Source organism: Citrobacter sp. Cpo045, assembly GCF_030332875.1.
Taxonomy (GTDB): domain Bacteria; phylum Pseudomonadota; class Gammaproteobacteria; order Enterobacterales; family Enterobacteriaceae; genus Citrobacter; species Citrobacter portucalensis.
Genome location: NZ_JAOWGZ010000103.1, coordinates 456,151 through 468,234 on the forward strand (window position 1 = coordinate 456,151; position 12,084 = coordinate 468,234).

Annotated in this window: 13 protein-coding genes and 1 riboswitch; of the genes, 8 read left to right on the forward strand and 5 right to left on the reverse strand. The window is 51.6% G+C overall.

The genetic code is table 11. The features are described from left to right. The first annotated feature begins 6 nt into the window (after positions 1-6). From artQ to yegS, 4 genes are all read left to right on the forward strand, one after another. A complete protein-coding gene (gene artQ, locus OGY13_RS18205) occupies positions 7-723 on the forward strand; it encodes an arginine ABC transporter permease ArtQ (RefSeq protein WP_003027301.1) in 717 nt (238 codons plus the stop codon). Then, entirely contained in the window at positions 723-1,391 is a 669-nt protein-coding gene (artM, locus tag OGY13_RS18210; RefSeq protein WP_003840185.1) for an arginine ABC transporter permease ArtM, read from the forward strand. Before artQ ends, artM begins: the two co-directional genes overlap by 1 nt. 261 nt (positions 1,392-1,652) lie before the next feature. Continuing rightward, positions 1,653-2,384, forward strand: coding sequence for an arginine ABC transporter substrate-binding protein ArtJ (gene artJ, locus OGY13_RS18215; protein ID WP_003027308.1), 732 nt, complete (start codon positions 1,653-1,655; stop codon positions 2,382-2,384). Between the two features lie 131 nt (positions 2,385-2,515). Next, positions 2,516-3,415: a lipid kinase YegS gene (gene yegS, locus OGY13_RS18220; protein ID WP_048215937.1), complete on the forward strand. Its 900-nt coding sequence runs from the start codon at positions 2,516-2,518 to the stop codon at positions 3,413-3,415. Between the two features lie 20 nt (positions 3,416-3,435). Here yegS and fbaB read toward each other — a convergent pair whose 3' ends face one another. Then, on the reverse strand, positions 3,436-4,488 hold the full coding sequence (gene fbaB / locus OGY13_RS18225; protein ID WP_213752581.1) for a class I fructose-bisphosphate aldolase: 1,053 nt from the start codon (positions 4,486-4,488) through the stop codon (positions 3,436-3,438). A gap of 252 nt (positions 4,489-4,740) precedes the next feature. On the opposite strand from fbaB, the gene OGY13_RS18230 reads away from it, so the two are divergent. Genes OGY13_RS18230 through OGY13_RS18240 form a run of 3 tightly spaced genes read left to right on the forward strand, consistent with a single transcriptional unit; the run spans position 4,741 to position 7,981 of the window. Next, a complete protein-coding gene (locus tag OGY13_RS18230; protein WP_153687498.1) occupies positions 4,741-6,018 on the forward strand; it encodes a nucleoside permease in 1,278 nt (425 codons plus the stop codon). Continuing rightward, complete coding sequence (locus OGY13_RS18235) at positions 6,015-7,019, forward strand: ADP-ribosylglycohydrolase family protein (protein WP_137377500.1); 1,005 nt, start codon at positions 6,015-6,017, stop codon at positions 7,017-7,019. The genes OGY13_RS18230 and OGY13_RS18235 overlap by 4 nt, the downstream gene beginning before the upstream one ends. Continuing rightward, on the forward strand, positions 7,016-7,981 hold the full coding sequence (locus tag OGY13_RS18240; protein ID WP_213752580.1) for a PfkB family carbohydrate kinase: 966 nt from the start codon (positions 7,016-7,018) through the stop codon (positions 7,979-7,981). Before OGY13_RS18235 ends, OGY13_RS18240 begins: the two co-directional genes overlap by 4 nt. On the opposite strand, the gene OGY13_RS18245 is transcribed toward OGY13_RS18240, so the two are convergent. From OGY13_RS18245 to thiM, 3 genes are read right to left on the reverse strand one after another with little or no spacing between them, the layout of a single operon-like run. Further along, the gene (locus OGY13_RS18245) at positions 7,955-8,701 is read right to left on the reverse strand and encodes a GntR family transcriptional regulator (protein ID WP_008785236.1); all 747 of its coding nucleotides are present in this window, start codon (positions 8,699-8,701) and stop codon (positions 7,955-7,957) included. The two genes, OGY13_RS18240 and OGY13_RS18245, sit on opposite strands and share 27 nt — an antisense overlap. Before the next feature lie 42 nt (positions 8,702-8,743). Continuing rightward, positions 8,744-9,544 (reverse strand): bifunctional hydroxymethylpyrimidine kinase/phosphomethylpyrimidine kinase, encoded by an 801-nt coding sequence (gene thiD, locus OGY13_RS18250; protein ID WP_048234945.1) that lies wholly within the window; start codon positions 9,542-9,544, stop codon positions 8,744-8,746. Beyond that, positions 9,541-10,329, reverse strand: a complete 789-nt coding sequence (gene thiM / locus OGY13_RS18255; RefSeq protein ID WP_213752579.1) for a hydroxyethylthiazole kinase — start codon at positions 10,327-10,329, stop codon at positions 9,541-9,543. Before thiM ends, thiD begins: the two co-directional genes overlap by 4 nt. A 31-nt stretch (positions 10,330-10,360) precedes the next feature. After that, positions 10,361-10,457, reverse strand: a riboswitch (TPP riboswitch). 237 nt (positions 10,458-10,694) lie between these two features. On the opposite strand from thiM, the gene OGY13_RS18260 reads away from it, so the two are divergent. Continuing rightward, the gene (locus OGY13_RS18260) at positions 10,695-11,027 is read left to right on the forward strand and encodes an RcnB family protein (protein ID WP_003834436.1); all 333 of its coding nucleotides are present in this window, start codon (positions 10,695-10,697) and stop codon (positions 11,025-11,027) included. 70 nt (positions 11,028-11,097) lie between these two features. Here the strand turns inward: OGY13_RS18260 and OGY13_RS18265 are convergent, their stop codons facing one another. Next, positions 11,098-12,078 carry a fimbrial protein gene (locus OGY13_RS18265; RefSeq protein ID WP_213752578.1) on the reverse strand — a complete coding sequence of 327 codons (981 nt, stop codon included), beginning with the start codon at positions 12,076-12,078 and terminating at the stop codon, positions 11,098-11,100. Positions 12,079-12,084: the final 6 nt, after the last annotated feature.

Below are 12,084 nucleotides of genomic sequence, written 5' to 3' on the forward strand. Positions count from 1 at the left end.
TATTTGATGAATGAATTTTTTCCTTTAGCAAGCGCCGCCGGGATGACCGTCGGCCTTGCCGTTTGTGCGCTGATCATTGGCCTTGCGCTCGCCATGTTCTTTGCCGTCTGGGAGTCAGTAAAATGGCGCCCGGTGGCATGGGCGGGCTCGGCCCTGGTCACCATCCTGCGCGGTCTGCCAGAAATTCTGGTGGTTCTGTTTATCTATTTCGGCTCCTCACAACTGCTGCTGACGCTGGCCGATGGCTTTACGATCAATCTCGGGTTTGTACAAATCCCGGTTCAGATGCAGATCGAAAACTTCGACGTCAGCCCGTTTCTGTGCGGTGTCATTGCACTGTCATTACTGTACGCCGCTTACGCATCACAAACGCTGCGTGGCGCGCTGAAGGCCGTGCCACTCGGACAATGGGAATCTGGTCAGGCGTTGGGTTTGTCTAAAGCCGCGATCTTCTTTCGTCTGGTGATGCCGCAGATGTGGCGTCATGCCTTACCGGGACTGGGTAACCAGTGGCTGGTATTGCTGAAAGATACCGCGCTGGTCAGCCTTATCAGCGTGAACGATCTGATGCTGCAAACGAAGAGTATTGCCACCCGTACCCAGGAGCCGTTTACCTGGTACATTGTGGCGGCCGCTATTTACCTGGTGATTACGCTGGTGAGTCAGTACATTCTCAAACGCATTGACCTGCGCGCGACACGTTTTGAGCGGAGACCAGGCTGATGCTTGAGTATTTACCTGAATTGTTGAAAGGGCTGCATACCAGCCTGACGCTGACGGTCGCCTCCATCGTGGTTGCTCTGGTGCTGGCGCTAATCTTCACCGTCATCCTGACGCTGAAAACGCCGGTGCTGGTGTGGCTGGTTCGCGCTTATATCACGCTGTTTACCGGTACACCGCTGCTGGTGCAAATCTTCCTGATCTACTACGGACCAGGACAGTTTCCGGCATTGCAAGAATATCCGGTACTGTGGCATCTGCTCTCTGAACCCTGGTTATGCGCCTTAATTGCGCTGTCGTTAAACAGTGCGGCCTACACTACGCAACTGTTCTACGGCGCTATCCGTGCAATCCCGGAAGGCCAGTGGCAGTCCTGCGGAGCGTTAGGGATGAGCAAAAAGGATACGCTGGCGATTCTGTTGCCGTACGCCTTTAAACGCGCCCTCTCCTCGTATTCCAACGAAGTGGTGCTGGTATTTAAAAGTACCTCACTGGCTTACACTATCACGCTGATGGAAGTCATGGGCTATAGCCAGCTGCTGTACGGTCGTACTTATGACGTTATGGTCTTCGGTGCGGCAGGTGTGATTTATCTGATCGTCAACGGTTTGCTAACGCTGATGATGCGCTTAATCGAACGTAAAGCGCTGGCGTTTGAACACCGGAATTAAGCATATGCCTGATGGCGCTACGCTTATCAGGCCTACGGTTCATGCACCTTTTGTAGGCCGGATAAGGTGCTAGCACCGCCATCCGGCAAATATGCATAAAGCAAAATAATGAAGACGGACAAGAACCTAAATTGTCCGTCTTTTTTTACACCGCAAAAAATACTTAATCATTTTTATTGCATATAAATTCATAAAATGGCATTGTTACTCCACGCCGCAGACACGGTAATAATCATAAGATTGACAGACGGGAGTTCCACCATGAAAAAGTTAGTACTGGCCGCATTACTTGCTACTTTCGCCGCTGGCGCCTCAGCTGCTGATAAAATTAGTTTCGGTGTATCAGCCACGTATCCGCCATTTGAATCACTGGACGCGAGCAATAAAATTGTCGGTTTTGACATCGACCTGGCAACGGCGCTGTGCAAACAAATGCAGGCAGAATGTACTTTCACCAATCACGCTTTCGACAGCCTGATCCCCGCGCTGAAATTCAAGAAATATGATGCGGTAATTTCCGGAATGGATATCACACCTGAGCGTAGCAAGCAGGTTGCATTTACTCAGCCTTACTATGCCAACTCCGCGCTGGTGATTGCGAAAAAAGACACCTATAAAACCTTTGCCGACCTGAAAGGTAAGCGCATCGGTATGGAAAACGGCACCACCCATCAGAAATACCTGCAGGACAAACATCCTGAGGTGAAAACCGTGGCCTACGATAGCTATCAGAATGCGATTATCGACCTGAAAAATGGCCGTATTGATGGCGTATTTGGCGATACCGCTGTGGTTAACGAATGGCTGAAAACCAACCCGCAGTTAGGCGTAGCCACAGACAAAGTAACCGATCCGCAATACTTCGGTACTGGCCTTGGCATCGCGGTTCGCCCAGATAACAAAGCCCTGCTGGAAAAACTGAACAGCGCGCTGGCGGCAATCAAAGCTGACGGCACGTACCAGAAAATCAGCGATCAGTGGTTCCCGCAGTAACGTCTGCCCAATCTGAAAAGCCGCGCTCTGCGGCTTTTTTTATCTCTTCGCCTGCGCTTTCAGTCAGTTCTTACGCCATAAACGCTTTCCTGGCATACACTTGTTAAAACGAAAAAAAGTGAGGCAAACGGATGATAGCGTTCCCTGCCAGTTTACTGATCCTCAATGGAAAAAGTGCTGATAATCTCCCCCTGCGTGATGCCATTGCGAAGCTTCGCGATGAAGGCGTGGAAATCCATGTTCGCGTGACCTGGGAAAAAGGCGATGCCCAACGCTACGTTGATGAAGCTCGTCAGCTAGGCGTTGCTACGGTGATAGCCGGCGGCGGTGACGGCACCATCAACGAAGTTTCGACAGCGCTGATTCAGTCGCAGGGTGGCAATATTCCAGCGCTGGGTATTTTACCGTTGGGAACGGCGAATGACTTTGCCACCAGTGTTGGTATACCCGATGACCTTGATAAGGCGTTAAAGCTGGCTATCGCTGCAAATGCGACTGCGATTGATATGGTGCAGGTCAACGATAAAACCTGTTTTATCAACATGGCGACCGGCGGGTTTGGCACTCGCATCACCACCGAAACGCCGGAAAAACTCAAGGCCGCACTGGGCGGTGTATCGTATTTTATTCACGGATTAATGCGCATGGATACGCTCAAGCCCGACATCTGTGACATTCGTGGGGAGGATTTTCACTGGCAGGGTAAGGCGCTGGTGATTGGTATCGGTAACGGTCGCCAGGCCGGTGGTGGGCAACAGCTTTGCCCGACGGCGCTGATCAACGACGGCCTGCTGCAACTGCGCATTTTTACCGGCGAGGAACTACTGCCAGGACTGCTTTCGGCGTTAACGCAATCCGAAGACAACCCTAACATTATTGACGGCGCATCGTCGTGGTTTGATATCCGCGCCCCACACGAAATTACCTTTAATCTCGATGGTGAACCGCTCAGCGGACAAGAGTTTCATATTGAAATCCTGCCCGCTGCGCTACGTTGCAGACTGCCGCCGGGTTGTCCGCTATTGCGCTAACCCAACGACAATCCGAGGGATCAGGCAATAGTGACTTTGCTGTCCAGATAAACGTCCTGTACGGCGTTAATCAACTTAACGCCGTCGGCCATGGTTTTCTTGAACGCTTTACGCCCCAGAATCAGCCCCATACCACCCGCACGTTTGTTAATAACCGCCGTACGCACTGCATCGCTCAGGTCGGTGTCGCCGCCGGCCGCCCCGCCAGAGTTAATTAACCCGGCACGCCCCATATAACAGTTCGCCAGTTGGTAACGCACCAGGTCAATTGGATTCTCGCTGGTCAACTTGGTATAGACGCGATCGTCGGTATAGCCAAAATTAACCGCTTTATACCCGCCGTTATTTTCCGCCATTTTCTGCTTAACGATATCCGCTCCGATAGTGGCAGCCAGATGGTTAGCCTGCCCGGTAAGATCGGCGGAAACATGGTAATCCACGCCATCTTTTTTAAACGCGGGGTTACGCAGATACGCCCACAGCACGGTAACCATACCCAACTCATGGGCGCGCTCAAACGCTGCTGAAATCTCTTCAATCTGGCGGCGAGATTCCTCAGAACCGAAATAGATGGTTGCCCCTACCGCAACCGCACCCATATTGAACGCCTGCTCTACGCTGGCATACAGCGTCTGGTCAAAGGTATTCGGATAGCTGAGCGTTTCGTTGTGGTTAATTTTAACGAGGAACGGGATACGGTGCGCGTAGCGGCGGGAGACAGAAGCCAGCACACCGTAAGTCGATGCCACGCAGTTGCACCCTGCTTCGATAGCCAACTCCACAATATTCTTCGGATCAAAGTACAGCGGGTTAGCGGCAAACGAAGCCCCAGCAGAATGCTCTACACCCTGATCCACCGGTAGGATCGACAGATACCCTGTCCCGGCAAGTCGCCCTGTGTTATACAGCGTCTGCATATTACGCAGCACGGCAGGCGGCCGGTTGTTATCCACCATCACGCGATCGACGTAATCATGTCCAGGCAGGTAAAGTTGGTCAGAAGGAATGGTCATACAACGATGCTGTAAAAGGCTGTCGGCATCTTTGCCAAGCAACTGCGCAATATCAGTCATAGCTATGCTCCCGTAAGTTCCGGTTTAAAACCGGAATATGGATTGTCCTGACCCGCCTTTTTGCGGGCAGCATTAAGCCTGGTACCGACTGCGCTTTTTTTCCATCTTTAGCGCACTTTTCAGCAACTTCTGCTGGCTCGATTCAGGAAAAAATAATGTTAAGACGGTCAAAGTTTAATCTCAAAGGTATTTTAAAGGTATTATTGAATGGTACTATCAGCGCGTACCTTACCTGTCATGAAGGATTTAAAGATGAAAACTACAGTTAAGCTGTCGTTCATGATGTTTGTAGAGTGGTTTATCTGGGGCGCCTGGTTTGTACCGCTGTGGCTTTGGCTGAGTAAAAGTGGCTTTAGTGCTGGAGAGATCGGCTGGTCCTACGCCTGCACCGCCATTGCGGCGATCCTGTCGCCCATTCTGGTCGGTTCAATCACTGACCGCTTTTTCTCCGCGCAAAAAGTGCTGGCGGTGTTGATGTTCGTCGGCGCTATTCTGATGTACTTCGCCGCCCAGCAAACCACCTTTAGCGGATTCTTCCCTCTGTTACTGGCCTATTCGTTGACCTATATGCCGACGATTGCGCTGACCAACAGTATTGCTTTTGCCAACGTACCGGATGTTGAACGTGATTTCCCGCGCATCCGCGTGATGGGGACCATTGGCTGGATTGCCTCCGGTTTGGCCTGCGGTTTCTTACCGCAAATGCTTGGCTATAACGACATCTCACCGACCAATATTCCCCTGCTTGTCACTGCCGGAAGCTCCGCATTGTTAGGCGTTTTTGCCTTCTTTTTACCGGATACGCCGCCCAAAAGTACCGGCAAAATGGATTTCAAAGTTATGCTGGGTCTGGATGCGCTGATCCTGCTGCGCGATAAGAACTTCCTCGTCTTCTTCTTTTGCTCTTTCCTGTTTGCGATGCCACTGGCGTTCTATTACATCTTTGCCAACGGTTACCTGACAGAAGTCGGAATGAAAAACGCCACCGGCTGGATGACGCTGGGCCAGTTCTCTGAAATCTTCTTTATGCTGGCGCTACCGTTTTTCACCAAACGCTTTGGCATTAAAAAGGTATTGTTGCTTGGTCTTATTACTGCGGCGATCCGCTACGGATTTTTCGTTTACGGCGGTGCGGAAGAATATTTCACTTACGCCCTGCTGTTTCTCGGCATTCTGCTGCACGGCGTCAGTTACGACTTCTATTACGTCACGGCTTACATCTATGTCGATAAAAAAGCGCCGGTCCACATGCGCACCGCAGCGCAAGGGCTTATCACCCTCTGCTGTCAGGGGTTCGGCAGCCTGCTCGGTTACCGTCTGGGCGGCGTAATGATGGAAAAAATGTTTGCTTATCAGGAACCGGTTAATGGTCTCACCTTTAACTGGGCTGGCATGTGGGGATTTGGCGCGGTCATGATTGCCGTCATTGCCGTGATGTTTATGATTTTCTTTCGCGAATCAGACAAAGAAATCACCGCCATTAAGGTGGACGATCGCGATGTAGCGTTGAAACAAGGGGAAGTAAAATGAAAGCAGAACGTATTCTCGGTGCTCTTTATGGGCAGGCGTTAGGGGATGCGATGGGCATGCCGTCGGAACTGTGGCCAAGAACCCGGGTAAAAGCACACTTCGGTTGGATCGACCGTTTTTTGCCCGGCCCTGCGGAAAATAATGCCGCCTGCTATTTTAACCAGGCGGAGTTCACTGATGACACGTCCATGGCACTGTGTCTGGCAGATGCCCTGCTTGAGTGCGACGGCGAAATTGTGCCAGACGTTATTGGTCGCAATATTCTGGCATGGGCTGAGCAGTTTGATGCTTTTAATAAAAACGTGCTCGGCCCGACCTCGAAAATTGCGTTGAAAGCTATTCGTGACGGTAAACCGGTCGCCGAACTTGAAAACAACGGCGTGACCAATGGCGCGGCAATGCGCGTTTCCCCGCTGGGATGCCTGCTGCCCGCCCGCGATCTTGATGCCTTTATCGATGATGTGGCACTGGCCTCCAGCCCAACGCATAAATCGGATCTGGCTATCGCGGGAGCCGTTGTCGTCGCGTGGGCGGTATCGCGCGCCATCGACGGAGGAAAATGGTCAGAGATTGTCGACGCGCTACCTGCCATTGCCCTGCATGCGCAGCAAAAACGAATCACCACCTTTAGCGCATCGCTTTGTGCACGCCTTGAACTGGCGCTGAAAATCGTCCGTAACGCCGATGGCATCGAGTCCGCCAGCGAGCAGTTGTATCAGGTTGTGGGGGCAGGAACCAGCACCATTGAGTCCGTTCCTTGCGCTATCGCCATGGTTGAGCTGGCGCAGACCGATCCTAACCGCTGCGCCATTTTGTGCGCTAACCTCGGCGGCGATACCGACACCATCGGGGCGATGGCAACCGCCATTTGTGGTGCATTACACGGCGTGAGCGCGATCAACCCAGCATTGAAGCAGGAGTTGGACGCGGTGAATCAGCTGGACTTTACCCACTACGCCAACGGGTTAATGCGACTGCGCGAGCAGCGGGAGGCGCTATGAGCAACACGCATCTGCAACAACTTCTCTCGCAATTACGTACACAGCGGCCAGTAACGGTGGTGGGTGCGGCGGTGATTGATGTCATTGCCGATGCGTATGCCCTCCCCTGGCGCGGCTGTGACATCGAGCTCAAGCAGCAAGGTGTTAACGTTGGCGGCTGCGCACTCAATATCGCCGTCACGCTTAAGCGTTTAGGTATCGATGCCTGCAATGCTCTACCACTGGGTCAGGGAGTGTGGGCCGACATTATCCGCAACCGGATGACAAAAGAGGGACTGCATAGCCTGATCGACAATGCCGAAGGCGATAACGGTTGGTGTCTGGCGCTGGTGGAGCCGGATGGCGAGCGTACCTTTATGTCTTTTAGCGGCGTTGAGAATCAGTGGAATGCCGCCTGGCTGGCACAGCTGGATATCCCGCGTCATAGCCTGGTGTATCTTTCGGGTTATCAGCTAGCGTCCCCGTGCGGTGAATTGCTGGTGCAGTGGCTGGAAGGTCTGGAAGAGGTGACACCATTTATCGATTTTGGCCCGCGCATCGGCGACATTCCCGAGCCCTTACTGGCAAGAATTATGGCCTGTCGTCCGCTGGTGTCACTTAATCGTCAGGAGGCGGAAATTGCTGCCGAGCGGTTTGCATTAAGTCAGGATGTGGAAGGTTTTGGCGCAGAATGGGTGCAGCGTTTCACCGCACCGGTGGTCGTGCGTCACGATAAAGACGGCGCATGGTATTTCAGCGCACAGACATCCGGCTGCGTACCGGCATTTGCAACGGCGGTCGTTGATACTATCGGCGCAGGTGACAGCCACGCTGGCGGCATGCTGGCTGGGCTGGCGTCTGGCTGGACGCTGGCCGACTCAGTGCTGTTAGGTAACGCGGTGGCGTCCTGGGTAGTTGGGCATCGCGGTGGCGATTGCGCCCCGTCACGCGAGGAGCTACTCCTCGCACACAAAAACGTATAGATCGCTACGACAGTAACTGATGCTGTATTCAATAGGCCGTTGCTGCTGGTCAAGCGCTACCTGCTTGATCACCAGTACCGGCACTTTGCTATCCATTTGAATGTGCGCCTGGAACTCTGCGTCAGGCATTCTGGCGCTAACACGTGAGCGCGTGCGCTGCGGGAAAATATGCTGGCTACGAAAATAGTCATACAGCGAAACACCGATGGCATCCACGTCATGAATTAGATGTGCGGGTACCCAGGACTCTTCAATAGAGACTGCGTCTTCGTCAACGTAACGAATGCGTTTGAGCAAGAAGACATCACTCCCTGCGACAACAGCCAACTGCTGTGCCACCTCTTCCGGGCAAGGCACAATTCTTTTGTTAACCCACAACGTATCTGGTTTTTTACCGCGCAACACCACCTGCTGAGAAAAACCGCGCGCTTCTTTAAGCGAATACTCGAAGATATTGTTAATTTGCGTTCCGTAACCGCGGGCACGTGTTACTACACCTTCTTCTTCCAGAGCCTGCATCGCCTTGCGTACCGTAATCCGAGAAACGCCGGTCAACTGGCTGAGGTCGCGCTCGCCGGGCAGGATATTGCCGTGCTCCAGGATCCCACTGCGCACAGCATTCTTCACCGTCTGCGCAAATTTCATATACAGCGGCGTGTTATCCGCCGCTGAAATACGTTCATTCAGTTGTGCGATAAGCTGGGTATGCGCTTGTTCCATTTATCTTTTTCCTGGCCGCCGTTTCTGCAGCCAGTATACCCATTACCACCACGCGTGGAAATGATGCACCGGACCAATTCCCTCGCCAACTTCCAGCGTGTCGGCCTGTGCCAACGCCGCTGAAAGCCACAGTTTGGCTTCCTGTACGGTATCGGCCCAGTTGTTATGGCGCGGACGCAGGGCTGCCAACGCCGCCGATAGCGTACAACCGGTGCCATGGGTATTTTTGGTCATCACCCTTGGTGCGGTAAAACGCTGCTCACCATCGCGCGTAAAGAGCCAGTCGGGGCTTTGTGCATCATCCAGATGACCGCCCTTCATCAACACTGCCTCGCAGCCCAGCGCCCGTAGCGCCCTTCCCTGCTCTAACATCTCCTGCTCAGTCTGCGCATGCGATGCCCCGAGCAGTGCAGCAGCTTCGGGTAAATTAGGGGTGATAATCGAAACCTGCGGCAGCAAACGGGTACGCAACGTTTCTACCGCCGAGGGCGACAGCAACGGATCGCCGCTTTTCGCCAACATCACCGTGTCCAGCACCACATTTTGTACCCGATGGCGACGTAAACGTTCGGCGACAGCTTCGACAATGTCCGTCTCCGCCAACATACCGATTTTAGTCGTATCAATACGCACATCATTGAACACAGAGTCCAACTGCGCGGCGACAAAATCAGGTTCAATGCGATACACCGACTGCACCCCACGCGTATTTTGCGCCACCAACGCCGTGATAACGGAACAGCCGTAAGCGCCCAGCGCCGAGAAGGTTTTTAAATCAGCCTGAATACCCGCACCACCGCTTGGGTCGGTTCCGGCGATCGTTAATGCGTTAATCCGTTTCATGCTTGCTCCTGGGCGTTCAGATTATAGAGGGCGTCGAGAAATGCCGGGACAAAGCTGCCCGGTCCGTTTGATTGTTGTGTGGCTATTTGCCCGGCCTGTTTCATCCAGCTACAGGCGGAGGCGACGTTATCAAGTCGGTCACCACGTAAAGCGCAACTGGCCGCAACAACCGCTGATAGCGCGCATCCGGTGCCCACCACGCGAGTCATCAACGGGTCACCACCGTCCACGCAAACGGTACGCTGACCATCGGTGACGTAATCCACTTCGCCGGTAACCACGACAATGGTCCCAATCTGACGAGCCAGCGCCTGCGCTGCCGGAAGCGCAGCGACAACCGTATCGGTTGTATCCACGCCGCGTCCCCCACCGTTCATGCCGGCCAGAGCAAGTATTTCCGAAGCGTTGCCACGAATAGCCGCAGGCTGCAGTGACAATAATTCCAGGCAGAAGCGGCGACGAAACTCAAGCGCGCCTACGGCAACGGGATCGAGCGTCCACGGGGTTTTAGCATGATGAGCCTGCTCAACTGCGGCACGCATCGCCGTGGCCCGTTCCCGAGTTAAGGTGCCGACATTAACCAGCAATGCACTGGCAATAGCGGCGAATTGGCTGGCTTCTTCAGGCTCGATCACCATCGCAGGCGATGCGCCCATCGCCAGTAACGTATTGGCAGTAAAGCTTTGCACGACCTCATTGGTCATACAGTGTGTGAGCGGGGATAAGATTCTAAATTGGTGCAAGATGTGAGCCGCGAGTGCGCGGCTGTGCAGGTCAGGCTGCATGGTTCAGCTCCTGCCCGCGCGAAGAAGGGACACGAGCAGTGTCAGACTTCCCTACGCTGGCATTATCCAGATCAGGTGGTACGGGTATTTCTCAGCCTTCACCAGGAAGGGCACCCCGAGTCGTTGAAACGCAAATGTAATATGTTGGTTTCAGCAACAGGATACTGTCTGTGTCTGATGATGTAAATTGGCACTGCACGCTGATGCTTCGCCGCTAAACCTCTGGTCACAGTTGCCGGATTTCTGTACTTTCATTTACACTTTTTACGAAATTACTGGAGTGATCACAAAATAGTGCTTGTCAGACATCCGGTATGCCAGGAATGATACATGACTGATTTTGATGACCCGAAGAGGTAGAGAGGATGGGTATGAAGAATAAAATGTTGCTGGGTGCACTTCTGCTTGCAAGCAGCGTCGTCTGGGCCGCACCAGCTGCAACAGCTGCCCCCACCGGTATCGATAAGTATGAACTGAGCAGCTTTATTGCTGACTTCACCCATTTCAAACCCGGTGACAAGGTTCCACCACTGTATCTCACCGAAGAATACACCATTAAACAGTGGAATCTGCGCAACCTGCCCGCACCGACAGCAGGTACCCACTGGACCTACATGGGCGGCGCGTATGTGCTGGTCAACGATGCCGATGCTAAGATCATTAAAGCCTACGACGGCGAGATTTTTTATCATCGATAATGGTATTTAATTAAAATGAAGAACACGTACTGTCCAAGAGGCAATTCGTGTTCTAAATTTCATGAAAAAATCAATCATATGTAATAGTAAAAACAACCTTGCTTTGCACTTTCCCTGTTCGTAACGGTTCATTATTAATTCGTGCATACCTGGCACTAACTATAAAATTATAATATTTGTCAACCGCGCCCATCTTTTCTATTCTTTTTAAAACAGATCCATTTTTTAAGGGGACACTGGTATCTGAGCCACTGTAGATATTAAATCCCACTCCTTGCGCACCATCAGGTAAAGTGTTTTTCAGGGTAAGTCCATCATCCGACCAATCGCCAGAAGAAACTTTAAGGGTGACAGGATTTGTTGCTACACTATACACACCGTTACATTCTAGCTTTAGAGTATCAGAAACATTCCCTCCATATCTACCAGCCTGTAAATCTTTTATAGAAATATTAGGTAAAGTAATAGCATAATCAGACTGTAAAAACTTACAGGTTGTCGGTTTATGCGTTATATTGAAAGTTATTTTTTGCGAAAATGAAGCATTCAGACCTAGTAAACATGCTAAAATATTTGTCAAACTACAGCTGGAATTTGATGAAAATATAATCGCATCATCAATAGTAAAGGTGCTGGTGTTAGAAAACCGCTGTTTTACATTACCAGGATCGTCGACATATTCAACCTTAAGTTGAATATTTTTTGTATTAAACAAATCTGCTGCTGAATAATTACGACTGGGAAATACTGAACCTGGCGTAGGTATTGGCCATTCCCCCCCGACAGAAGCATTTAATTTAATATATATAGATTTCCCGCCTGAAGAATTTTGTAATTCAACTATATAATCTTGTAGGCTATTGGCGATATAAATTTTATCTCCAGAGCTATAACAACTAAAACTCCCATCAAAATTCGTATTGAAATTTTTAGTCTCCCCTTGATCCGTTAATGTGAAACTAATGTTAGCATCTTTATCTTGCGTTCCCGAGCAAGTTGCGTAAGACATCATTGGAAATAATAAAACCAACATTATGTAATACTTTTTCATGTATCA